The sequence below is a fragment of the Comamonas endophytica genome (assembly GCF_023634805.2).
GTDB lineage: Bacteria > Pseudomonadota > Gammaproteobacteria > Burkholderiales > Burkholderiaceae_C > Comamonas > Comamonas endophytica.
The window spans coordinates 743,762-765,347 of the sequence record NZ_CP106881.1 but is presented as its reverse complement, the minus strand read 5'-3'; the positions used below and the strand labels follow the sequence as shown (position 1 = coordinate 765,347).

The following is a 21,586-nucleotide window of genomic DNA, read 5'->3' as shown; positions in this document are numbered from 1 at the left end:
GCGCGTGGTCCCGCTCCTACGCCAATGCGTCAGGCGCACTGACCCGAGGGTTTTTTCAGGGTGAAGACAATGGGGGCAGATTCTTTTGTGTGCGGAAAGTGTCCCTCATGCCTGCTCCCTGGATTGCCGATGATTTCTTCCTGCGCCGCACGCAGCGCCAGCTGCGCCCGGTTGGCGCAGGTCGAAGCCAGGCAGCCGCCACAAGCGACGCTGCCAATGAAAGCCCGAAAATTCAAGCCAACCATGAAGCGGCCCAAGACGAGTTCTGGCACGACCACTACCATCTCGAGTCCTATTACGTGAGCGGACGGGGCTATGACCAGTACCGCCCGGCCTACGAGCTGGGCTGGCGCGCGGCACTGCAATACCCTGGTGATTTCGCCTCCGTGGTGCCGGTGCTCGAGGCGCAATGGCAGCGCGACCGGGGCACCAGCCTGCTGGACTGGCGCCAGGTGAGCGGCGCCGTGAAGGCGGCCTGGGAACGCATGCGCCATGCGGGTCCGACCGTGGGCCTGTCGCATCTGCAGTTGCTGGCCATGCTGCAGGCACTGCAGCGCCTGAATCTTCAAACCGCCAAATGCCTGCGCCTGGCCGTCGAGCAGGCGCCTGCCGGACTGCTGCAGCAGATGCTACAGCGCCACATACAGGCCTTCGAAGCCGCCTCGGCCGAGCTCCAGCATGAATTTGCCCTGCCTGCGCACGACCGCCACGGCCGGCGGCTGTCCGCAACGCTGCAGCGCGGCTGGGAGTCCGTCAAGGCCCTGATGGGGCAGCCGACGATGCCCCGGCTGATGGATGCCAGCGAGGATGCCGAAAGGATGCTGCTGGTCGCCTACCGCGGCGCGCTGCGCGAAAGCCTGCCTGAAGCCACGCGCACCGTGCTGCAGCGCCAGGCGATGGCAGTGCAGCGCGGCATCGAAGCCTTGCACTGGCTTCGTTCGTGTCTGCCCCTCTGACGTCGGTCAGCCCAGCGTGACCACCACCGGCGTGTGGTCGCTGGGCTGCGGGTTCTTGCGCGGGGCGCGGTCGATCACGCAGGCGCTGACGCTGGGGCGCAGTGCTTCGCTGACCAGGATATGGTCGATGCGCAGGCCGCGGTTCTTCTGGAACCCGAGCATGCGGTAATCCCACCAGGAAAAGCTTTTCTCGGGCTGCTCGAACAGCCTGAAGGCATCGCACATGCCCAGCTCGAGCAGATCGCGGAAATGCTGGCGCTCCTCGGTGGTGTGGTGGATGGTTTCACGCAGGCCCACGGGATCGAAGGAGTCGCGGTCCTCGGGTGCGACATTGAAGTCGCCGACCAGCACCAGGCGCTCGTTGGCCGCCAGCTCCTTGCGCACCCATTCGCGCAGTGCTTCGAGCCAGCGCATCTTGTAGGCGAATTTGTCAGTGCCAGGTGCCTGGCCGTTGACGAAGTAGCCGTTGATCAGGCGCAGCGGGCCGTTCGGAGTATCCAGCGTGGCGGCAATGATGCGCGCCTGTGCATCGTCATGCTCGGGAATGTTGCGCACCACGTCGCGCGCGGGCGTGCGGCTCAGGATGGCCACGCCGTTATAGGTCTTTTGCCCATGGGTGACCGCATGGTAGCCCGCTTCCTGCAGCGCCAGCAGCGGAAATTTGTCGTCGGTCAGCTTGAGCTCCTGTAACCCCAGCGCATCGACCGGATTGGCTTGCAGCCAGTCGAGCACCTGCGGCAGGCGCACGGTGAGGGAGTTGACGTTCCAGGTGGCAATCTGCATAGGGCTTCTAATATGGATGGATCAAGAGCCGAAATGCTACGCCAGAAACATTCCCTGGCTACGCATTGCCTCCAGCCGCGGCACATTGGAGGCGTATTTGCGCTGCCCGCCTACGCCATCCGCCCCTGTTGTCCGGTTGCCGAGGAAATGCGAGGGAATTTTCCGCCACGGCGGCCGCTTCCCCGTAGGATTTGGTCAGCGGCATATGCACATATGCCTCTTTCCAACCCAATCTCCTCATCCCATGCAACTCATCAGCCAAAGCTTTCTGGACGGCCAGGAAATCCCCGGCGAATTCGCCTTTGCCGTGCCCAACGCCCGTACCCATGTGGCTCTGTCCTCGAACCGCAACCCGCATCTGGCCTGGAGCGAGGTCCCCGAGGGCACGCGCTCGTTCGTCGTGGTCTGCCACGACCCCGACGTGCCCAGCCGCGGCGACGATGTGAACCAGGAAGGGCGCGAGGTGCCGGCCTATCTGCCGCGCGTGGATTTCTTCCACTGGCTGCTGCTGGACATTCCCGCCGACATGCACTTCATCGCCGCCGGCAGCCATTCCGTCGAGGTGACGCCGCGCGGCAAGCCGGGCCCCGAGGCGCAGGGCGGGCTGCGCCATGGCATCAACGACTACACCGGCTGGTTTGCCAATGACGAGGCGATGAAGGGCCGGTATTTCGGCTACGACGGCCCATGCCCGCCGTGGAACGACAGCCTGGTGCATCGCTATGTGTTCACCGTGTATGCGCTGGGCACGCCGACGCTGGCCGTGGAAGGGGAGCTGACGGGCGCCAATGTGCTGGCAGCGCTGGAAAAGGCGCAGGTGCTGGGCAAGGCCAGCGTCACCGGCCTCTACAGCCTTAACCCCAATGTGAAAATCGACTGAAGGGCATGCATGTGACAAGGCCCGGGCCGCCCATGGCGGCCCGGGCCTTGCCGCGGACGGGCCCGCAGGCCCGGAGCCTCCGCGGGATCAGTTGCGGCGGCAGGCGCTGTCGCGGCTGGCCTGGTCGGGCAGCTGCAGCACGCCGGACAGCTCGGCCGTCTTGCCGCTGCTGTCGCGCGTCAGCAGGTTGTTGAAGGTCACGGTGCCCAGCGTCAGGTTGACGGTGGCGCGCTCGAGGTTGGTGCCTTCCTTCACGAAGTTGAAGGTGGTGTCGCCGATCTTGACGTGGTCGCCACGCAGTGCGGGCGTGGTGTTGGTGCCTTCCGTGTAGGCATAGCGGATGTCGCCGCGGATGCCCAGCGTGCGGTCGCCCGAGACTTTGGTCACGTTGTCGAAGTTGAACGCGCACTCGTTCGGGCCGGCCGTGCCGGTGTCCTTGACGCCCGTCAGGCCGACGTTGGTCGTGCCGTAGAAGCCGTTGATGTTGGGGTCGGTGGAGTTGGAGATGCGCAGCACGCCGGTCTCGCCGCTGGGCTCCGGATCATCGTCGTTGCCGCCGCCGCAGCCCACCAGGGCCAGGGCCAGGCTGGCGGTGGCGAGGTAGAAGAATTTCTTGCGCATCGGTTGGAGGTGCTTCATTTTCGGTCCTGAACAAAAAAGGGATGGAAATGTTTGTGTGGCCTTAGGTGGCCGCCCTTGCGATGGTGGCAAAGGGTGTGTCGATAAGTTCTTCAGGAATGTCCCGGATCCTTGCCAGTTCAGGTTGCGCGTTGCTGTCGGCACCGTCCTGCAAAAAAGCCAAGCAATCCGCTGCTCGAACGCGAAAAAAGCCGGCGAACGCTGGCGGGCGACATGCGTTCTGCGCTAAAAAGGGCGTTGGATCGCGCTTGCCGCGCGAGCATGCCCTCCCGCTATCTTTCCAAAGAGGATTTTCATGAGTTCCAGTTACGCAGATACCCGTCTCCTGATCAACAACCAGTGGCAGGATGCCGCCGACGGCCGCACCGACCCCGTGATCAATCCCGCGACGGGCAAGGAAATCGGCCGGGTGGCGCACGCCGGCATCAAGGACCTGGACCAGGCCCTGGCGGCCGCGCAAAAGGGCTTCGAAGTCTGGCGCGCGACCTCTCCCGTCGAGCGCCAGCGCATCATGCGCGCGGCCGCGGCCCTGGTGCGCGAGCGCGCCGACCAGATCGCCACGCTGATGACGCTGGAGCAGGGCAAACCGCTGGCCGAGGCCCGCACCGAAGCGCTGGCCTGCGCGGCCATGACCGAATGGTTCGCCGACGAAGGCCGCCGCATCCATGGCCGCATCGTGCAGGGCGCCAACCTTGCCAGCCACCAGATGGTGCTCAAGCAGCCCATCGGCCCGGTCGCTGCCTTCACGCCCTGGAACTTCCCGCTCAACCAGATCTCGCGCAAGATCGGCCCGGCGCTGGCCACCGGCTGCTCCTTCCTGGTCAAGGCCCCCGAGGAAACTCCGGCTTCGCCCGCAGCCTTCCTGCAGTGCTTCGTCGATGCCGGCGTGCCCGAAGGCGTGGTGGGCCTGGTCTATGGCGACCCGGCCGAGATCTCGGACTACCTGATCGCGCATCCCGTCATCCGCTTCGTCACCTTCACCGGCTCGACGGCCGTGGGCAAGCAGCTGGCCGCCAAGGCCGGCGCGCACATGAAGAAGGTGGTCATGGAGCTGGGCGGCCACGCGCCGGTGATCGTTGCCGAGGACGCCGACGTAGAGGTCGCCGTCAAGGCCATTGGTGCCGCCAAGTACCGCAACGCCGGCCAGGTCTGCATCGCGCCCACGCGCTACCTGGTGCATGAATCGCTGGCGCGCGACTTCCAGCAGGCCTATGTGTCCTTCTCCGAAGGCCTGAAGGTCGGCGACGGCCTGGAATCCGATACCAAGCTCGGCCCGCTGGTCAACGAGCGCCGCCTGCAGTCGATGCAGAAGATCATCGCCGACGTCGAGGCCAAGGGCGGCGACATCGTCACCGGCGGCAAGCGCATCGGCGATGTGGGCAACTTCTTCGCGCCGACGCTGGTGGTGAACCCGTCGATGGACTCGATGCTGTTCAACGAAGAGCCCTTCGGCCCCATTGCCGGCATGCGCACCTTCAAGGCGCTGGACGAAGCCATCGCCGAAGCCAACCGCCTGAGCTATGGCCTGTCGGCCTATGCGTTCACGCGTTCGTTCAAGAACGTGCAGACGCTGTCCGACCGCGTGGAAACCGGCATGCTGTGGATCAACCAGCCCGCCGCGCCCACGGCCGAGCTGCCTTTTGGCGGCGTCAAGGATTCGGGCCTGGGCACCGAAGGCGGCCACGAGGCGCTGGAAGAGCACCTGGTCAGCAAGGTCGTTGCGGTCACCGGCATCTGAGCGGCGCAGCGATCAGCGGCTCAAGGCGGCAGGCAGGGCGCAGGTCCTGCCTGCCGCTTTTCTTCTATCGGGGCTGATGATTCACTTCGGGCTTGGCCCGGAGTTTTTCCCGATGCACGTCGATCCATCGCATCAGGATCTGTGCGCCCTGGAATATCGCCAGGAATCCAATCAGGACCAGTGAAATGAAAATCACGTCCTGTATGAGGTAATGCATCGCTCGGCTTTCAATATATCCGGGCCAGCAGCTTGGCACGGCGTGGGCCGGCATGTCATAAATTCGGCGTAAATTCGCGTGCGCAAAACCTCCATCGAGGGCACGGGAGCGCGCGGAATTTACGCAGAATTTATGCCGGACGCAGGTCCATGCATAGAGAATTTACGCAGCTGCGGCGAATACTTCGAGCTGGCTATTTCGCCAGCAAGATTCGTCAAATTTCTATGCGTTTCGCTAATCAAAGCATTCGGGAGGGCGCGCTCCTTTCAGCCGGCATATTGCTGTGCGCGCTGTCGGGCCAGGCATCCGCCCAGTGGTCGGGCACCGTGGCGCTGACTTCGGATTATGTCTGGCGCGGCTCCTCGCAGACCCGCGAGGAGCCGGCGTTGCAAGGCGGCCTCAGATACACGCACGGCTCGGGTTTCTATGCCTCGGTCTGGGGCTCGAACGTCAAGTTCGCGCCAGACAACGGGGCGCGCTCGGAGTTCGATCTGGCCGCGGGCTGGAGCGGCAAGGTGGCGGAAGACTGGGCTGTGGACCTGTATCTGCTGCGCTACCAATATCCCTCGGCCCACACCCGCCTGAACTGGAACGAGCTCAATGCCAGCGCGACCTGGCGCGACAACTATTGGCTGGCCGTGGGCCACTCCGACAACGCCATGGCCAGCCGCAGCCGCGGCACCTATTTGCAGTTGGGCGCGCGCGTGCCGATCAGCGAGCAGTGGCGCGTGGAAGCCAGCGTTGCGCGCTATGTGCTCGAGAGCCGCTATGCGGACAGCTACACGCATGGCGCGGTCGGCGTGGTGTGGGCCTTCAAGGCGCCCTTCGAGGCCCGCCTGACGCTGCATGGAACCGATTCGGCCGCCAGGCGCCTGTTCACCGGCATGGCCGGCAGCCGCGCCGAGCTGGCGCTGCAGGCGTCCTTCTGAAACGCGGAGCCTGCCATGATGGAATTTGCCTTGTTTCTCGTGCTCGCGGTGGCCCTGGGCTGGCCGCTGGGCCACTACCTCGCGGCCGTGATGCGCGGCGCGCCCATGCGCGGCGACTGGCTGTTCGGCTGGATCGAACGGCCGATCTATCGCCTGCTGGGCACGCGCCCGCAGATCGGCATGAACTGGCGCGGCTATGCCGGCGCCTTCCTGCTGAGCAACCTGGTGCTGGCGCTGCTGGTCTGGGCGCTGTTCATGACCCAGGCCTGGCTGCCGCTGAACCCCGACGGCGTGCCCAACATGTCCTGGGACCTGGCGCTGCACACCATGGTGTCCTTTCTCACGAACACCAACCAGCAGCACTACTCCGGCCAGGCACAGCTGTCCTATCTGGCGCAGATGTGCGGCATCGTCGGCCTGCAGGTGGTCACGCCCGTCATGGGGCTGGCGGTGGTCGCGGCCACGCTGCGCGGGCTGTTCGGCGGGCGCCAGGCGGCAGCTGCCACGGATGCATCCGTGGAAATCGATGTGGGCAATTACTGGGCCGACGTCGTGCGCGCCACATTGCGCTGCGTGCTGCCGCTGTGCCTGGCCCTGTCCGCGCTGCTGAGCTGGCAGGGCGTGCCGGCGACGCTGGCGGCCGGCCCGGTGGCCAGCCCCGTCGAAGCCACGGCCGAACTGCGCGAGCAGAAGATTCCGCTGGGACCGGTGGCGCCGATGGTCGCCATCAAGCAGCTGGGCAGCAATGGCGGCGGCTGGTACGGCCCGAACAGCACGGTGGCGCTGGAGAACCCGACACCGCTGTCGAATTTCCTGCAGCAGCTGGCCATCGCGCTGATTCCGGTGGCGATCATCTTCATGGTCGGCCCGTTCACCGGCCGGCGCCGCTTTGGCGCGATGGTCTTCGGCACGATGCTTTGCATGTCGGTCGCCTCGACCGGGCTGGCGTTGTGGTCCGAAGGCCATTCCGCCACGGCCGTGGACATCGCGCTGATGGAGGGCAAGGAAGTGCGCCTGGGCGCCGAGGCCTCGGCGCTGTGGGCGGCAACGACCACGCAGGTCAACAATGGCTCCGTGAACATGATGCTGGACTCGGCCGCGCCGCTGACCGGGCTGGTGGCCATGTCGAACATGCTGATCAATTCGATCTGGGGCGGGGTCGGCTGCGGGCTGCAGCAATTCATCGTCTATCTGCTGCTGAGCGTGTTCATCGCCGGGCTGATGACGGGCCGCACGCCCGAGCTCTTCGGCCGCAAGATCGAAGGGCCCGAGGTCAAGCTGCTGGCGGTGCTGGTGCTGTGGCAGCCGCTGGTAATCCTGGGCTTCACCGCGGTGGCGCTGGCCGTGCCTGGCCTGGCGGGCAACTCCAACCCGGGCTTCCATGGCATCAGCCAGGTGTTCTACGAGTATGTCTCGGCGTTTGCCAACAACGGCTCGGGCTTCGAGGGGCTGGGCGATGCCACGCCCTGGTGGAACCTGTCCACCGCCTTCGTGCTGGCGGCGGGCCGCTATCCGGCGCTGCTGATCCCGCTGGCCATTGCCGCGATGCTGGCGCGCAAGCGCCGCGCCCCCGAAAGCCCGGGCAGCCTGCAGGTGGAGACCCCCACCTTCGCGCTCACGCTGACCGGCATCGTCCTCATTCTCACGCTGCTGCAGTTCATGCCGGTGCTGGTGCTGGGCCCCGTTGCCGACCATCTGGCCTTGATGCAACTGCTGGCGCGCTGAAGGAAATTCCATGATCCATACCGATTCGATGCAACGCGCAGAACGCCCGGCCGAGAGCGCCGGGCAGGGCCTGCGGGCCGCGCTCGCGGCAGCCTTTGTCAAGCTTTCCCCGCAACACATCATCAAGAACCCGGTCATGGCCGTGGTCTGGGCCGGCACGCTGGCCACCGGCGCGGCGACGCTCGCCGGGCTGGCTTCGCCCGGCTTCGGCTGGGCCGTCACGGGCATCCTGTTCTTCACCGTGCTGTTCGGCAACTACGCCGAGGCCGTCGCCGAGTCGCGCGGGCGCGGCCAGGCGGCGTCGCTGCGGCGCGCGCGCAAGGACCTGATGGCGCGGCGCATCGACGCGCAGGGCCACGAGGAAAGCGTGCCTGCGGCCGAGCTGCGTCCGGGCGACCTGGTGCTGGTCGAGGCCGGGCAGCTGGTGCCCGCAGACGGCGAGATCGAGCAGGGGCTGGCGACCATCAACGAAGCCGCGGTGACCGGTGAGTCGGCACCCGTGCTGCGCGAGGCCGGCACCGACCGCTCGGGCGTGATCGGCGGCACCCAGGTGCTGTCCGACCGCATCGTGGTGCGGGTGACGGCCGAGCCGGGCCACAGCTTCCTGGACCGCATGATCGCGCTGGTCGAAGGCTCCAACCGGCAGAAGACGCCCAACGAGATCGCGCTGGGCATCCTGCTGATGGTGATGACGCTGACCTTTGCCATCGTGGTGGCGACACTGCCCTTCATTGGCGGCTTCGTCGGTGTCGAGGTCAATCTGGTGCTGCTGATCGCGCTGCTGGTGTGCCTGATCCCCACCACCATCGGCGGGCTGCTGCCGGCCATCGGCATTGCCGGCATGAACCGCGCCCTCCAGGCCAATGTGCTGGCCAAGTCCGGCAAGGCGGTGGAAGTGGCCGGCGACGTGGATGTGCTGCTGCTCGACAAGACCGGCACCATCACCCATGGCGACCGCCAGGCGACGGCCTTCCATGCCATGCCCGGCGTGGATGGCGCACTGCTGCGCCAGGCGGCGCTGCTGGCCTCGCTGGCCGATCCGACGCCCGAGGGCAAGTCGGTGGTGCGGCTGGCGCGCGAGAAGGGCGCGCAGGAAGCGCAGGACATGGATCCGCAGGGTGCGCGCTTCGTGCCGTTCTCGGCGCAGACGCGCATGTCCGGGGTGGACCTGGGCGAGCGCGTGATCCGCAAGGGCGCGCTGGCGGCCATCGCCGCGCATGTGCAGTCGCTCGGCGGCCAGGTACCGGCCGAGATCGAGGCGCGTGCCGCGCAGGTCGCGCGCTCCGGCGCCACGCCGCTGGTGGTGAGCGACGGGCGCCAGGCGCTGGGCGTGATCGAGCTGTCCGACGTGATCAAGCACGGCATCAGGGAGCGCTTCGCGCGGCTGCGCGGGATGGGCATCAAGACGGTGATGATCACCGGCGACAACAAGCTCACGGCGGCGCACATCGCGGCCGAGGCCGGGGTCGACGACTACATCGCCGAGGCGCGCCCGGAGGACAAGCTGGCGCGCATCCGCGCCGAGCAGGCCGAGGGCCGGCTGGTGGCGATGGTCGGCGACGGCACCAACGACGCGCCCGCGCTGGCCCAGGCCGATATCGGGCTGGCAATGAACTCGGGCACGCAGGCGGCCAAGGAGGCCGGCAATATGGTCGATCTGGATTCCGATCCGACCAAGCTGCTGGCGGTGGTGGAGATCGGCAAGCAGCAGCTGATCACGCGCGGCGCGCTCACCACCTTCTCGCTGGCCAATGACGTGTCGAAGTACTTCGCCATCCTGCCGGCGCTGTTCGCGGTGGCGATTCCCCAGATGGCGGCGCTGAACGTCATGCAGCTGTCGAGCCCCTCGAGCGCGGTGCTGTCGGCGCTGATCTTCAACGCCGTGATCATCCCGCTGCTGATTCCGCTGGCGCTGCGCGGCGTGCGCTTCAAGCCCGCGAGCGCGACCGAGCTGCTGCGCAACAACATGCTGGTGTACGGCCTGGGCGGGCTGGTGCTGCCCTTCATTGCCATCAAGCTGATCGACATCGTGCTGTCGGCGCTGTTCTCCCTGTGAGGTTCCTGTCATGAGCATTCCAAGCCATTCGGCAAGCCATACGGCAAGCCATCCAGCGAGTCTTTCGGGCGAGACGCCCGCGCGCAGCCTGCGCCAGGAGCTGGCGCAGCAGCCCGCCACTTCCACGGCCGGGCTGCTGCGCGGCGCGCTGGGGCTCGGCGTGATAACGCTGGCCGGTTTCGGCTTCCTGTATTCGCTGGCCGGCGTGGGCCTGGGCCAGGCGCTGTTCCCGGCCGCGGCCAACGGCAGCGTGGTGGAACGCGAGGGCCGCGTCGTGGGCTCGGCGCTGGTGGCGCAGCCCTTTGCCGGCGCCGGCTACTTCCACCCGCGCCCTTCGGCCGCGGGCTACAACCCGATGGCGCTGGCGGGCAGCAACCAGGCACGCACCCATGCCGAGCTGCGCGCGCGGGTCGATGCGGCGCGCGCCGCAGTCGCGCAGCGCGAGGGCGTTGCAGCGGGCGAGGTGCCTTCGGATCTGGTGACGCAGTCGGGCAGCGGCAGCGATCCGCATCTGAGCCCGCAGGCCGTGGCCATCCAGGTCGGGCGCGTGGCGGGCGCGCGCGGCATGGAGCGCGCCGCGCTCGAGGCGCTGGTGGCGCGGCACACCGAGCCCCGCCAATGGGGTGTGCTGGGCGCGCCGCGCATCAATGTGCTGGCGCTGAACCTGGCGCTGGATCGCACTGCCGGGACGGCGCCGTGAGCGCGGGCCTGTCTGTGGGCGTGGCGGCAGGGCCGCAGCGGCTGGAGCTGGTGGTTCTGGGCGCCAGACCTCGCCTGTGCCGCGCGAGCTTTCCCTCCAATGCCATGGGCTGGGCCGCGGTGCGCGGTTTCCTGGCCGGCTACCGCCAGCCGGTGCGCATCGCGGTGGCGGGCGTGGCAGCGCTGGGCTTTGCGCTGGCCGTGGGCAATGCACAGGAGAGACGGGTGCTGATCGTCGCGCCGGCGCTGGCGAAGTCGGCGTTGAAACTTGCGGTGCACGCAAGGAATAATCTGTAGGCTTGCGGGATGGAGAAAACCCATGGGCTTTGAGCAAGCACAGCAGGCGGACGCGCTGATCGGCACGCTGCGGCGCGAGGCCGCGGGGCGGCTCACGGTGTTCCTGGGCGCTTCGCCCGGCGTCGGCAAGACCTATGCGATGCTGACGCGCGCGCGCGAGCTGGCGCGCCAGGGCAAGGACGTGGTGATAGGCATCGTCGAGACGCACGGACGCAGCGAGACCCAGGCACTGGTCGAGGGCCTGCCGCTGGTGCCGCGCCGCAGGATCGAATACCAGGGCCGCTGCCTGGAGGAAATGGACCTCGATGCGCTGCTGGCGCGCCGCCCGGCCGTGGCGCTGGTCGACGAGCTCGCGCACCGCAACGCGCCGGGCAGCCGCCACGAGCGGCGCTGGCAGGATGTGGACGAGCTGCTGGATGCGGGCATCGATGTCTGCACCACCATCAATATCCAGCACCTGGAGAGCCTCAACGACGTGGTGCACCAGATCACCGGCGTGCGCGTCAGCGAGACCGTGCCCGATGCGGTGTTCGAGCGCCTGCGCGACATCCGGCTGGTGGACCTGCCGCCGCGCGAGCTGATCGAGCGCCTCAACCAGGGCAAGGTCTATCTGCCGGAGCAGGCCAGCCAGGCGCTGCAGGCCTTTTTCTCGCCCTCGAACCTCACGGCGCTGCGCGAGCTGGCGATGCAGACGGTGGCCGACCATGTCGACGCCGACCTGCGCGAGACCCGTGCCGCGAACGGCCTGGGCGGTCTGGCCATCCAGCGCCATGTGCTGATCGCCATCGACGGGCGCGGCCCGTCCGAATACCTGGTGCGCGCCGGCAGCCGCATCGCCGAGCGGCGCGACGCGCCCTGGTCGGTGGTCTGCGTCGAGACCGGACGCGGCGCCGCCACGCGTGCGGCGCAGGAGCGCCAGCTGGAGATCGACCGGGCCTTCGCGCTGGCGCGCAGCCTGGGCGGCAGCGCCGAGCTGCTGCATGGCGCGGACGTGGCGCAGGCGCTGCTGGATGCGGCGGCCGCGCGCGGCGCGCGCTCCATCGTCGTCGGCCGCACGCGCGAGCGCCCGGTCGCGCGCATTTTCAACCGCACGCTGACCCAGCAGCTGCTGCGCCGCGGCGCGCGCTACGAGTTGACCATCGTCAGCACGCCCCAGGCACGCCGGCGCGCGCTGCGCCTGCCCGAGCCCGGCGGCGAGCGCAGCGCGCGCCGCGAGCCGGTGCTGGTGCTGCTGGCCACCGCCGGCGCGGTCGCCACGGCGGCGCTGGCGCGGCGCTTCCTGGGCCTCGAAGACCTGTCGGTGGTGTTCCTGATCGCGGTGCTGCTGGTGGCCTCACGCGCGCGCATGGCCACCGCGTTCGCGACGGCGGTGCTGTGCTTCTTCGTCTACGACTTCTTTTTCATCGACCCGCTGCTGACGCTGGCCATCGGCTCGCATGGCGGCGTGGCCACGGTGGTCATGTTCCTGGCGGCGGCGCTGATCGCCGGGCGGCTGGCTTCGCAGCTGCGCCAGCAGGTGGTGGCGCTGCGCGCGGCCAACATCCATGCCACCGCCATGCAGCGCCTGGGCCAGCAGCTGTCCACCGCGGCCGACCTGGGGCAGGTCATTGCCGGCGGCTGCGCGGCGCTGCAGGCAACGCTGCAGGCCGTGGCCTGGATCCGCATCAACGATGTATCGGGGCCGCCGGCCGCCGCTGCGCTGCTGGACGAGAAGGACCGTGCCGCCGCCGACTGGACCCTGCGGCACGGGCAGGCCAGCGGGCGCTTCACCGATACCCTGGCGCACTCGGCCTGGTGGTTCCTGCCGGTGCGCTCGGACCAGGACACGCTGGGCGTGGTGGCGCTGCAGCTGCCCTCGGGCATGGCGCGGCTGGGCTTCGAGCAGCGGCGCCTGGCCGAGCGCATGGTGGAGGACATCGGCCAGGCAGCGCTGCGCGCGCGCCTGGTGTCCGATCTGGAAGTGGCGCGCGTCACGGGAGAGACCGAGCGGCTGCGCTCGGCGCTGCTGTCCTCCGTCTCGCACGACCTGCGCTCGCCGCTGTCGTCGATGATCGGCGCCGCAGGCAGCCTGGCGAGCTACGGCAAGGACATGGGCGAGGAAGACCGCAGCAGCCTGCTGCAGACCATCCGCATGGAAGGCGAGCGGCTGGACCGCTATATCCAGAACCTGCTGGACATGACGCGCCTGGGCCACCAGGGGCTGACGCTCACGCGCGACTGGATCGGTGTCGACGAACTCGTGGGCTCGGCCTGCAGGCGCCTGCAGCGCTATGTGCCCGACACCCGCATCGTCACCGACATCGCCGCCGGACTGCCGCTGGCGCATGTGCATCCCGCGCTGATCGAGCAGGCGCTGTTCAATGTGATGGAAAATGCCGCCAAGTTCTCGCCCCCGGGCGAGCCGCTGCGCGTGGTGGCGCGCAACTCCGGGGACGGGCAGCTGCAGATCGACGTCTGCGACCGCGGCCCGGGCATTCCCGAGGAGGAGCGCAGCCGCATCTTCGACATGTTCTACAGTGTGGAGCGCGGCGACCGCGGGCGGCAGGGCACGGGCCTGGGCCTGACCATCGTGCAGGGCATCATCGGCGCGCACATGGGCGAGGTGCAGGCGCTGCCCGGGCCCGAGGGACGCGGCACCACCATCCGCCTGACGCTGCCCTGGGGCGAGCCCCCGGCATTGGAGCGCAATGAACGTGAACCATGACAGCCTCCCCACCACGCCCGCGGCGCGCGTGCTGGTGATAGACGACGAACCGCAGATCCGCAAGTTCATCGACATCAGCGTGCGATCGCAGGGCTACAAGACGCTGCTGGCCGAAACCGGCGAGCAGGGCCTGGCGCTGCTGGCCACCCAGGGCGCGGACCTGGTGATCCTCGATCTGGGCCTGCCCGACCGCGACGGCCAGGAGGTGCTGCGCGAGCTGCGCCAATGGTCGCGCGTGCCGGTCATCGTGCTCACGGTGCGCTCGAGCGAGGCGCAGAAGGTGGCGCTGCTCGATGCCGGCGCCAACGACTATGTGACCAAGCCATTCGGCATCGAGGAGCTGATGGCGCGCATCCGCGCCTTCCTGCGCAACGCCAGCCGCGAGGGGCAGGTGCTGCCGGCCTATGACGACGGCTGGCTGCGCATCGACCTGGCGCGGCGCGAGGTGCGCCTGGACGGCGCGCCGGTGGCGCTCACGCGCAAGGAATTCGCGCTGCTGTCGCTGCTGGCGCAGCAGCCCGGGCGGCTGATCACGCAGCCGCAGCTGCTGCGCGAGATGTGGGGGCCGACGCACGAGGAGGATGCGCACTACCTGCGCATCCTGGTGGGCAAGCTGCGCCACAAGCTGGGCGACGACGCTGCCGCGCCGACGTACATCATCACCGAGCCCGGGGTGGGGCTGCGCTTTCAGGCCCATGAGCGCAGCGCAGGCGCAAGCTCCTAGCGCAGCACAACTGCGCCCACCAGCGCACAGCCCAGGCCCGCGAGCAGCAGCAGGCGGCAGCGGCCCAGCCGCTGGGCGCGCACGGTGAAGCGGCACGCATCATAGGAAGCCGGCTCGCCCGCCTGCAGCGCGAGGCCCTGCGCCAGCATGGCAATCAGGCCGACGAAGGGCAGCCCCAGCGCAAAGCCGTAGCCGTACACGCCCAGCTGGCGCCGCAGGTATTGCGCCGCATCCAGGCCCTGGCCGTCCATGGTCGACACCACCACCTTCAGCAAGGACTTGCCGGGCGTGGTGCCAAGACAGGCAAAAAGCCCCGCTTCCACCAGCAACGCCAGCGGCAGCAGTGCCAGCGCCAGCAGGTGCAGCGAACCCGGGCGCTGCAGCCAGGGCGCAAAACCGGGCAGCAGTTTCGCCAGCAGCAGGAGGGGCGCCGCAACGATGCCGATGTCCACCACGCGCGCCAGGAAGCGGCGCCAGGCACCGGCCAGCGGCAGATCGAGCAGCGGCGCAGGCCGGGGCTGCCGGCCCTGGTCCTGGCGCAAGGTCCACAGTTCCGCCATCGAGATCCAGCTGCTCAGGCCCTCTTTCCATACCAGGCTCTGCCGCGTCATTTCTCCCTGTTGCAGCATGGCTTCGAGCACTTCCACGGGCACCGGGCCGTGCGGGTCTTCGCCCACCAGATACCACCATGCAGCTTGCATTCCTGTGTCTCCTTCAATCAAAGGCGGGCTGCGCTTCGGCCCGCGGGCATGTGCCCGGGCAGCCGGCGCCGTTCAGTAGCCCAGGTAGGCCATGGCGTAGCTCACACCGATCATGGTGCAGCCGATGCATGCAAGCACCAGCATCCGCACCTCGGTCTGGCACAGCCTGCGCGCCCTGACCGTGAACCGGTTCAGGTCATAGGGCGTGGGCTCGCCGAGCTGCAGGCTCAAGCCCTGCGCCGCCATGGCGATCAGCGAGAGCAGGGGCAGCCCCATGGCCAGGCCGTAATAGAAGACGCCCCACTGGCGCCGCAGGTACTGCGCTCCCGTGGGGCGCTGGCCATCGGGCGTCAGGACCATGACGCCCAGCAGCGCCTTGCCGGGCGTGGAACCAAAGCGCGTGAAAATGCCGGCCTCCACCAGCAGCGCCAGGGGAAGCAGGGCGAGGGTCAGCTGGAAAGGCGCGGACGGGCGTTGGAGCCAGAGCGCGAACCCCGGGATCTGCTGCAGCAGCAGCCAGCCCAGCAGCGCGATGGGCGCGGAAATGGCGCAGAGATCCAGCATGCGCGCCAGAAAGCGGCGCCAGGCACCGGCGAGCGCGAGATCGAAAGGCAACCCGGGCTCCAGCTGCAGGGCACCGGACTTGCGCAGATCCGCGAGCTGCGCCAGCGAGATCCAGTCGCTCAGTCCCTTCTTCCAGACCAGGCTGTGCTGCGCCATCTTCCCTTGATGCAGCAGGGCTTCAAGCGCCTGCGCCGAAACCGGACCCTGCGGACTGCCGCCGAGCCACAACCACCAGGCGTCTTGCCTCCTCGGATCCCCGGCTGGATGCCGCGCGGGCCCGAACCACCAGACAGCTATTTCGGCTGCCATCAGCAAGACCGCCAGGGTCCAGCAAAGATACGCGGAAGGGCGCTGGAACCAGGGCCAGGCCGTGGATGCGGGCTCCAGCTGCAGGAGCAGCTCCATGATCCGCATTGCGGGGGGCATGGCAACGAGCCACACCCATACCGCCAGGCGCTGCATGAGCCGGCGCGAGGCCGTGGCCGGGGTGAGATCGGCCGGCAGCGCGGGCTTGACCCGTGCGGTATCGGTGCCGCGCAGCCGCAGCAGCTCCGCCACGGAGATCCAGTCGCTCATGCCTTCCTTCCAGACCAGGCTCTGCTGCGTCATTTCTCCCTGGTTCAGCATGTCTTCGAGCGCCTGCATGGAAACCGGACCCTGCGGGCTGTCGCCGACCAGATACCACCACATGCCTTGCATTTCCTTGTCTCCCCATGGTGCGCGGCTGGACCGGAGTGCCCTTGCAGGCCGCTAACCCCGGCTCCGCTTGCCAGATCGGCGCAAACAGATTGCTGCTATTGAGCAAATAAATTTATTTAAAGTGTCGATAGTTTATTGCAATCAATGCCTGCCAGGTAAGCGCGTACCAAACGTCAGGAAAGACACATCGTGAAACAATACATACAAAGATGTAATCCAGCGGATGACCCGACCACTGGAAATATTCCCCGAACCTTGAAAGTGCAGATGTTGGAAAGCCATGAAGACACAGCCCCGGTTGCGCAGCGACTGGCGCAGCTCAGTGCGTTGGACCGCGTGATGGCGATAGCCGAGTTCGAGCTCGATGGTTCGTTGAGCCACGCCAACGACAACTTCCTTGCACTGCTTGGTTTCACCCGCGAGGAAGCGGTGGGGCGGCACCACAGCAGCTTCTGCACTCCGGCCTTTGCCGACAGTGCCGAGTACCGCAATTTCTGGCCCCAGCTGCGCGACGGCAAGGCGCGCACCGGCCTGGCCGAGCGGCTGCGCAGCGACGGCAGCAGCTGCTGGCTCGAAGCCACCTATACGCCGGTGCTCGATGGGCAGGGCAAGGTGCGCCAGATCCTGAAGATCGCCACCGACGTCACGCAGCGCCTGCGGCGCGAACAGGCGCAGACCGAACATCTGCAGCGCCTGTCGCTGGTGGCCGATGGGAGCAGCACCGCGGTGGTGATCTGCGACAAAGACTCCCGCATCGTCTACGTGAACAATGGCTTCAGCCGCATGTTCGGCTGGGAGCTCGCTGAAGTCCGGGGCTGCCTCTCCGTGGGGCTGCTGTCCCCGCAGGTGTCGCAGGAGTTCACGGCGCAGTACCTCGCGGCGCTGCGCGCGGGACAGTCGGTCGAGAGCGAGGAGATCGTGACCAGCAAGGACGGGCGGCGCTACTGGGTCAAGGCCGCGAGCAATCCGGTGGCCACGGTGGGTGACTGGAACTACACCGTGACCACGCTTACCGACATCACGCGCTCGAAGATGCACGAGGTGCTGCAGCACCGCGTGCTCGAGGCCATGGTGCGCGAGAGCCCGCTGTCCGAGGTGCTGGAGCTGATCTGCCGCGAGGTCGAGCACATCTCCCCGGAAATCACTGCGGCCATCCTCGGTGTCAGCGAGCAGGGGCTGCTGCAACCGCTGGTGGGTCCCAGCCTGCCCGAGGCCTATTCGCGTCAGCTCGAAGGTGTCGCCATCGGGCCGGCCGTGGGCTCCTGCGGCACGGCGGCCTGGCGCAACGAGACCGTGTGTGTCGACGACATCGCCAGCGATCCGCTCTGGGACGGGTACCGCCATCTGGTCCTGCCGCTTGGCTACGTCGCCTGCTGGTCCACGCCGGTCCACAACAGCCTGGGGCGCGTGGTCGGCACCTTCGCTTTCTATTTCAAGAGCCCGCGCGTGCAGGCCGCACAGCTGTTCCACCAGCTGATGGTCGATGCCTGCGTGCATCTGTGCGCGCTGGCGCTCGAGCGCGAACACACGCGCCAGCGCATCCGCCAGCTGGCGTTCTATGACGGATTGACCGGGCTGCCCAACCGCAGCCTGCTGCAGGCCAAGGCGGACCAGGCGATTGCCATGGCCGAGCGCAACAATGAAAGCCTGGCGGTGCTGTTCATCGACCTGGACCGCTTCAAGCAGGTCAACGATTCGCTGGGCCACCCGGCCGGCGACGAGCTGCTGCGCCAGATCGCCGCCCGGCTGCGCCAGGGCCTGCGCGCTTCGGACATCGCCGGACGGCTGTCGGGGGACGAGTTCGTGGCGGTGCTGGCGCAATCCGATGTGGCGCAGACCACCGAGCTGGTGGAGCGGCTGATGGCGCTGCTGACCGCTCCGGTCACGGTGGCCGGGGTAGCGCTGGCGGCGTCGGCAAGCATCGGCATCGCGATGTTCCCCGGCGACGGGCGCGACATGGAGACGCTGCTGCACCGCGCCGACATGGCGATGTACCAGGCCAAGAGCCAGGGCCGCGGGTGCTCCAGCTTCTTCAGCAGTGAAATGAACCAGCTGGCGCAGGAGCGCCTGGCGCTGGAAACCGCGCTGCGGCTGGCCATCCAGAACCGGCAGCTGCATCTGCACTACCAGCCGCAGGTGGACATGGACAGCGGACGCCTGTGCGGCGTGGAGGCGCTGGCGCGCTGGACCCATCCGGAGCTGGGCGAGATACCGCCCGCACGCTTCATTCCCCTGGCCGAGGAATGCGGCCTGGTGGCCGATCTGGGCCACTGGGCGCTGCGCGAAGCCTGCAGCCAGCTCTCGGCCTGGCGCGCGCAGGGTCATGAGGTGCCGTCCGTCTCCGTCAATCTGTCGCCCACCAGCTTCCACAACCTGGACCTGCCGCGCATGATTGCCAAGACGCTGGAGGCCAACGCGCTGCAGCCCGAGGACCTGACGCTGGAGATCACCGAAAGCGTGCTGCTCGACACCAATCCCAGCACCATGAAGACCATTGCCGAGGTGCATGCCCGGGGCATCCGGCTGGCGATGGACGACTTCGGCACGGGCTACTCGAGCCTGAGCTACCTGCGCCGCCTGCCGGTCAACGAGCTCAAGCTCGACCGCAGCTTCGTTGCGGACCTGGAGAACGACGAGGCCGCGCAGGCGCTCAGCGCCGCCATCCTGGGCATCGGCAAGAGCCTGCATCTCACGGTGGTGGCCGAAGGCGTGGAGACCAGCGAGCAGAAATCGCTGCTGCGCGAGCAGGGCTATCCGGTGGCGCAGGGCTATCTGTTTTCGCGGCCGCTGCATCCGGATGCATTCGGGCGCTGGCTGGAGCAGAGGGTTGAAGGGGACAGGCGCGGTCCTTAGTTGAAAAACGCGTTTGCATAGTCCCAAACATTCGTGGATCGATGGAGGACGGATTCCTAGACTGGCCGCAGAACAAATTCTTCTGGAAACGCGCCATGTCTGGATTCGCAAACCTCTCCCGCCGCCGCATCGCCGCCCTGTCGGCCGGCATGCTCCTGGCCATCGCCTCGGGCCTGGTCACCGCCGCCGCCGAGGCGCCCTGGCCGAACAAGCCGATCACGCTGGTGGTGCCCTATCCGCCGGGCGGCACCAATGACAATGTGGCGCGGCTGATCGCCGAGCAGGTATCGGCGCGGGCCGGGCAGCCAGTGGTCATCGAGTACAAGCCCGGCGCGGGCGGCACCATCGGCGCGCAGTTCGTGGCGCGCGCCAAGCCCGATGGCTACACGCTGCTCAATGCCTCTATAGGCAACCTGGCGATCGCGCCGCAGCTGATGCCGGTGCAGTTCGATTCCTTCAAGTCCTTCCAGTCGATCGCCTACATAGGCGCCGGCATCACCACGTTCGCGGTGCGGCCCGATTTCCCGGCAAGGAACCTGCAGGAGCTCGTGGCCTATGCGAAGAAGCACCCGATCTCGCTGGGCACCTCGGGCGTGGGCACGCCGGGCCACATGGCGGGCGTGTACTTCCAGCAGCTGACCGGCATCCAGATGACGCATGTGCCCTACAAGGGCAGCGCCGCGGCGATCAACGATGCGATCGGCGGCCATGTCGACCTGGTGATCGATCCGCTGAGCACCACCTTCGTGCGCGCCGAGAAGCTCAAGGCGCTGGCCTATTTCGGCACCAAGACGCCGCCCGAGGGGCTCAGAGGCGTGCAGTCGGTGGCGCAGCAGGGCTTCGCCCAATGGGATGACGCGTTTGGCGGCTCGTTCTTCTGGACCGCGCCCGCGGGCATTCCCGAGGCGGTGCAAAGGAAGCTCACCGGCTGGGTGCTCGAGGCGCTGGCCGCGCCCGAGGTGCGCCAGGCGCTGGTGCAGGTCCAGGTCAGCGCTGCGCCTGCAGATGCCGCGGCCACCACTGGCATCGTGCACAGGATGCATGGGCTGGCCAAGGACATCTTCGCGACGCAGCAGCCGGTTGCCCAGGCGAAGTAAGCACCCCGCGCTTCGCGCTTTGGAAAGTTTCACAGGTAGAAGTTCATGCATCTGGGTTTGTTTCTGCTGGCCGCGGGCCACCATGCGGGCGGCTGGCGTTTTCCCGGCGCCGAGTCGGGCACCGAGAATTTCCACTTGATCACGCGCGTGGCGCAGGAGGCCGAGAGCGCGAAGTTCGACATGGTGTTCTTTGGCGACCGGCTGGTCACGAGCCGCGACTCGCACCCCTCGATGGTCACGCGCCCCGATCCGTTGGTGGTGCTGGCGATGCTGGCCGTGCAGACGCGCCATATAGGCCTGGCGGCCACGGCCTCGACCACCTACAGCGACCCCTTCACGCTGGCGCGCGCGCTGGCCTCGGTCGACCTGCTGAGCGAGGGGCGCGCGGCCTGGAACATCGTGACCACGGTGCAAGACGGCTCGGGCAACTTCAGCCGCTCGCTGCACCCCGAGTCGGACGAGCGCTATGCGATCGCGCAGGAATTCGTGCAGGTGGTGCAGGGCCTGTGGCGCTCGTGGGAGGCCGACCCCTATGTGCGCGACAAGGCGCGCGGCATCTATATCGACACGGACAAGATGCATGCGCTCGAGCATGTGGGCAAGTACTTCCAGGTCAAGGGGCCGCTCAACGTCACGCGCAGCCCGCAGGGCGAGCCGGTGCTGATCCAGGCGGGGTCCTCTGGCGCGGGCCAGCAGCTCGGCGCGCGCTGTGCCGAGGTGATCTTCACGGCGCAGCAGGACCTGCAGGCGGCGCAGGAGTTCTACCAGGCGCTCAAGCGCCAGGTCGCGGCCGCGGGGCGCGATCCGGCCAAGGTCAAGGTGATGCCGGGGCTGATGCCGATCATCGGCAGGACCGCGGCCGAGGCGCGGGAAAAGCTCGCGCAGCTGCAGGAATTCACCGACCAGAGCAAGGCGCGCTACATGCTCTCGGCGGAGCTCGATCTCGACCTGGAGGGCCACGACCTGGATGCGCCCGTGCCCGACCTGCCACAGGACGACAAGAGCTTCAGCCGGCGCAAGCTGCTGCTGAAGATCGCGCGCGATCAGCGGCTGACGCTGCGCCAGCTCTACCACCACATCGCCAGCAGCCGCGGCCACCAGGTGGTGGCGGGCACGGCCGAGGACGTGGCCGCGCACATGCTGCACTGGGTCGATGCGGGAGCGGCCGATGGCTTCAACATCATGCCGGCCTGGTTTCCGGGCGGCTTCGAGGAATTCACGCGCGGCGTGGTTCCGATCCTGCAGGAGCGCGGGCGCTTTCGCCGCGAGTACGAAGGCCGCACGCTGCGCGCCCATCTGGGTCTGCACGATCCCGTTTGATTCTT

17 protein-coding genes are annotated in these 21,586 nt (G+C 67.8%); 13 read left to right on the top strand and 4 right to left on the bottom strand.

Going from position 1 to position 21,586, the window contains the following annotated elements; translation table 11 throughout:
- Nucleotides 1–107: 107 nt before the first annotated feature.
- Nucleotides 108–956 (top strand): PA2169 family four-helix-bundle protein, encoded by an 849-nt coding sequence (locus M9799_RS03260; RefSeq protein WP_231044187.1) that lies wholly within the window; start codon nucleotides 108–110, stop codon nucleotides 954–956.
- Nucleotides 957–962: 6 nt separating this feature from the next.
- On the opposite strand, the gene xth is transcribed toward M9799_RS03260, so the two are convergent.
- On the bottom strand, nucleotides 963–1,739 hold the full coding sequence (xth, locus tag M9799_RS03255; protein ID WP_231044188.1) for an exodeoxyribonuclease III: 777 nt from the start codon (nucleotides 1,737–1,739) through the stop codon (nucleotides 963–965).
- Between the two features lie 244 nt (nucleotides 1,740–1,983).
- Here xth and M9799_RS03250 point away from each other — a divergent pair, with 244 nt between their 5' ends.
- Nucleotides 1,984–2,619 (top strand): YbhB/YbcL family Raf kinase inhibitor-like protein, encoded by a 636-nt coding sequence (locus M9799_RS03250; protein ID WP_231044189.1) that lies wholly within the window; start codon nucleotides 1,984–1,986, stop codon nucleotides 2,617–2,619.
- 87 nt (nucleotides 2,620–2,706) lie between these two features.
- On the opposite strand, the gene M9799_RS03245 is transcribed toward M9799_RS03250, so the two are convergent.
- Entirely contained in the window at nucleotides 2,707–3,258 is a 552-nt protein-coding gene (locus M9799_RS03245) for a hypothetical protein (protein WP_231044190.1), read from the bottom strand.
- Nucleotides 3,259–3,553: 295 nt separating this feature from the next.
- Here M9799_RS03245 and M9799_RS03240 point away from each other — a divergent pair, with 295 nt between their 5' ends.
- From M9799_RS03240 to M9799_RS03205, 8 genes are all read left to right on the top strand, one after another.
- Nucleotides 3,554–4,996, top strand: a complete 1,443-nt coding sequence (locus M9799_RS03240; RefSeq protein ID WP_231044191.1) for an NAD-dependent succinate-semialdehyde dehydrogenase — start codon at nucleotides 3,554–3,556, stop codon at nucleotides 4,994–4,996.
- Between the two features lie 441 nt (nucleotides 4,997–5,437).
- Nucleotides 5,438–6,142: a TorF family putative porin gene (locus M9799_RS03235; RefSeq protein ID WP_231044192.1), complete on the top strand. Its 705-nt coding sequence runs from the start codon at nucleotides 5,438–5,440 to the stop codon at nucleotides 6,140–6,142.
- A 15-nt stretch (nucleotides 6,143–6,157) separates the two neighbouring features.
- A complete protein-coding gene (gene kdpA, locus M9799_RS03230; RefSeq protein ID WP_231044193.1) occupies nucleotides 6,158–7,867 on the top strand; it encodes a potassium-transporting ATPase subunit KdpA in 1,710 nt (569 codons plus the stop codon).
- 10 nt (nucleotides 7,868–7,877) lie between these two features.
- Nucleotides 7,878–9,923, top strand: a complete 2,046-nt coding sequence (gene kdpB / locus M9799_RS03225) for a potassium-transporting ATPase subunit KdpB (protein WP_304505209.1) — start codon at nucleotides 7,878–7,880, stop codon at nucleotides 9,921–9,923.
- Between the two features lie 10 nt (nucleotides 9,924–9,933).
- Complete coding sequence (gene kdpC, locus M9799_RS03220) at nucleotides 9,934–10,623, top strand: potassium-transporting ATPase subunit KdpC (protein WP_231044194.1); 690 nt, start codon at nucleotides 9,934–9,936, stop codon at nucleotides 10,621–10,623.
- Nucleotides 10,620–10,919 (top strand): hypothetical protein, encoded by a 300-nt coding sequence (locus M9799_RS03215; RefSeq protein ID WP_231044195.1) that lies wholly within the window; start codon nucleotides 10,620–10,622, stop codon nucleotides 10,917–10,919. Before kdpC ends, M9799_RS03215 begins: the two co-directional genes overlap by 4 nt.
- A gap of 22 nt (nucleotides 10,920–10,941) precedes the next feature.
- On the top strand, nucleotides 10,942–13,623 hold the full coding sequence (locus tag M9799_RS03210; RefSeq protein WP_231044196.1) for a sensor histidine kinase: 2,682 nt from the start codon (nucleotides 10,942–10,944) through the stop codon (nucleotides 13,621–13,623).
- Complete coding sequence (locus M9799_RS03205) at nucleotides 13,607–14,347, top strand: response regulator (protein WP_231044197.1); 741 nt, start codon at nucleotides 13,607–13,609, stop codon at nucleotides 14,345–14,347. Before M9799_RS03210 ends, M9799_RS03205 begins: the two co-directional genes overlap by 17 nt.
- On the opposite strand, the gene M9799_RS03200 is transcribed toward M9799_RS03205, so the two are convergent.
- Both M9799_RS03200 and M9799_RS03195 read right to left on the bottom strand, forming a co-directional pair.
- Nucleotides 14,344–15,048, bottom strand: coding sequence for an RDD family protein (locus M9799_RS03200; protein WP_231044198.1), 705 nt, complete (start codon nucleotides 15,046–15,048; stop codon nucleotides 14,344–14,346). The two genes, M9799_RS03205 and M9799_RS03200, sit on opposite strands and share 4 nt — an antisense overlap.
- Nucleotides 15,049–15,120: 72 nt before the next feature.
- The gene (locus tag M9799_RS03195; protein WP_231044199.1) at nucleotides 15,121–16,302 is read right to left on the bottom strand and encodes an RDD family protein; all 1,182 of its coding nucleotides are present in this window, start codon (nucleotides 16,300–16,302) and stop codon (nucleotides 15,121–15,123) included.
- Nucleotides 16,303–16,578: 276 nt separating this feature from the next.
- On the opposite strand from M9799_RS03195, the gene M9799_RS03190 reads away from it, so the two are divergent.
- The 3 genes from M9799_RS03190 to M9799_RS03180 all read left to right on the top strand — a co-directional run bounded on the left by M9799_RS03190 (nucleotide 16,579) and on the right by M9799_RS03180 (nucleotide 21,581).
- Nucleotides 16,579–19,164 carry a sensor domain-containing protein gene (locus M9799_RS03190; RefSeq protein ID WP_377007223.1) on the top strand — a complete coding sequence of 862 codons (2,586 nt, stop codon included), beginning with the start codon at nucleotides 16,579–16,581 and terminating at the stop codon, nucleotides 19,162–19,164.
- Between the two features lie 95 nt (nucleotides 19,165–19,259).
- Nucleotides 19,260–20,261 (top strand): Bug family tripartite tricarboxylate transporter substrate binding protein, encoded by a 1,002-nt coding sequence (locus M9799_RS03185; protein WP_231044201.1) that lies wholly within the window; start codon nucleotides 19,260–19,262, stop codon nucleotides 20,259–20,261.
- Nucleotides 20,262–20,306: 45 nt separating this feature from the next.
- On the top strand, nucleotides 20,307–21,581 hold the full coding sequence (locus tag M9799_RS03180) for an LLM class flavin-dependent oxidoreductase (RefSeq protein WP_231044202.1): 1,275 nt from the start codon (nucleotides 20,307–20,309) through the stop codon (nucleotides 21,579–21,581).
- Nucleotides 21,582–21,586: the final 5 nt, after the last annotated feature.

Excerpts from the sequence above, each read along its gene's own strand:
- M9799_RS03260 (WP_231044187.1), top strand. The coding sequence starts at position 108 with ATGCCTGCTCCCTGGATTGCCGATGATTTCTTCCTGCGCCGCACGCAG.
- xth (WP_231044188.1), bottom strand. The coding sequence starts at position 1,739 with ATGCAGATTGCCACCTGGAACGTCAACTCCCTCACCGTGCGCCTGCCG.
- M9799_RS03250 (WP_231044189.1), top strand. The coding sequence starts at position 1,984 with ATGCAACTCATCAGCCAAAGCTTTCTGGACGGCCAGGAAATCCCCGGC.
- M9799_RS03245 (WP_231044190.1), bottom strand. The coding sequence starts at position 3,258 with ATGAAGCACCTCCAACCGATGCGCAAGAAATTCTTCTACCTCGCCACC.
- M9799_RS03240 (WP_231044191.1), top strand. The coding sequence starts at position 3,554 with ATGAGTTCCAGTTACGCAGATACCCGTCTCCTGATCAACAACCAGTGG.
- M9799_RS03235 (WP_231044192.1), top strand. The coding sequence starts at position 5,438 with ATGCGTTTCGCTAATCAAAGCATTCGGGAGGGCGCGCTCCTTTCAGCC.
- kdpA (WP_231044193.1), top strand. The coding sequence starts at position 6,158 with ATGATGGAATTTGCCTTGTTTCTCGTGCTCGCGGTGGCCCTGGGCTGG.
- kdpB (WP_304505209.1), top strand. The coding sequence starts at position 7,878 with ATGATCCATACCGATTCGATGCAACGCGCAGAACGCCCGGCCGAGAGC.
- kdpC (WP_231044194.1), top strand. The coding sequence starts at position 9,934 with ATGAGCATTCCAAGCCATTCGGCAAGCCATACGGCAAGCCATCCAGCG.
- M9799_RS03210 (WP_231044196.1), top strand. The coding sequence starts at position 10,942 with ATGGGCTTTGAGCAAGCACAGCAGGCGGACGCGCTGATCGGCACGCTG.
- M9799_RS03205 (WP_231044197.1), top strand. The coding sequence starts at position 13,607 with ATGAACGTGAACCATGACAGCCTCCCCACCACGCCCGCGGCGCGCGTG.
- M9799_RS03200 (WP_231044198.1), bottom strand. The coding sequence starts at position 15,048 with ATGCAAGCTGCATGGTGGTATCTGGTGGGCGAAGACCCGCACGGCCCG.
- M9799_RS03195 (WP_231044199.1), bottom strand. The coding sequence starts at position 16,302 with ATGTGGTGGTATCTGGTCGGCGACAGCCCGCAGGGTCCGGTTTCCATG.
- M9799_RS03190 (WP_377007223.1), top strand. The coding sequence starts at position 16,579 with ATGTTGGAAAGCCATGAAGACACAGCCCCGGTTGCGCAGCGACTGGCG.
- M9799_RS03185 (WP_231044201.1), top strand. The coding sequence starts at position 19,260 with ATGTCTGGATTCGCAAACCTCTCCCGCCGCCGCATCGCCGCCCTGTCG.
- M9799_RS03180 (WP_231044202.1), top strand. The coding sequence starts at position 20,307 with ATGCATCTGGGTTTGTTTCTGCTGGCCGCGGGCCACCATGCGGGCGGC.